General features: G+C 56.2%; 1 protein-coding gene. It reads right to left on the bottom strand.

Annotated elements, in window-relative coordinates; all coding sequences use genetic code 11:
- Positions 1 to 832 (bottom strand): RNB domain-containing ribonuclease (locus tag ACTHUR_RS13030; protein ID WP_440398928.1); only part of this gene is annotated, 832 nt, incomplete at both ends.

Below are 832 nucleotides of genomic sequence, written 5' to 3' on the forward strand. Positions count from 1 at the left end.
TCTTTGAGGATGGTAGCCGTCAGCTCGCTCGTGCCTTGCTGTTGCAGGTACACGAGGCTCCAGTAGGCTTCCATTTGGCGTTGGAAGTCGGCGTAGGCTGTATAGGCGGCATCGAAGTCGCGCAGCGCGGCGAAAAGCTCGGCATCGCTGTTTTGATACAGCGGTTCGGCAGTGTCATCGATCAGGCTGATCAGCTGCTTTTGGTTAATGTAGTCGGCGGCGCGGCGCAGCGGCGAGGTAAACCAGCCGTAATGCTGCACGCCCATGCCGATGTGCGGTTCAGATTTGGTGCTCATGCGCACTTTGCCTGCCGGTTGGACGCGGAAAAGGCCGGGCAGCTCGTTTTCATCCAGCATTTGCGCCCAAGTGCTGTTGGCAAGAATCATCATCTCGCTGACCAGCGTATCGATGGGTGAACCGCGTTCGCGGCGGACGACGGATACGTTGCCTTCCTCATCCAATTCGATGCTCCCATCGTATTGCGGCGCGCGGTCGGGCTCGTATTTGCCGCGCGCTTTTTGCAGGGCGATGGCAAATTGATAGAACCAAATCAGGTCTTGATGGTGAGCGAACATCATTTCGCCTGCTTCGTCCAAGCCGGTTTCGGCGTTGAAATGCGGCTCGATGGTTTGGATGCGCAGGTTTTCAGCGATGTTGACCGCTTCGATTTTGCAGGTTGGCGTGCCGACGTTGAACTCGTTGTCCACATCGAAATAAATGCTGATGGAAGGGCGGTATGCGCCTGCATCAAGGCTGAACGCGGCAATCCAGTTTTCGGGCAACATAGTGATTTTGCCGCCGGGGAAATAAACCGTGCTCAAGCGTTCCATGA

The sequence above is a fragment of the Neisseria sp. P0021.S007 genome (assembly GCF_051956855.1).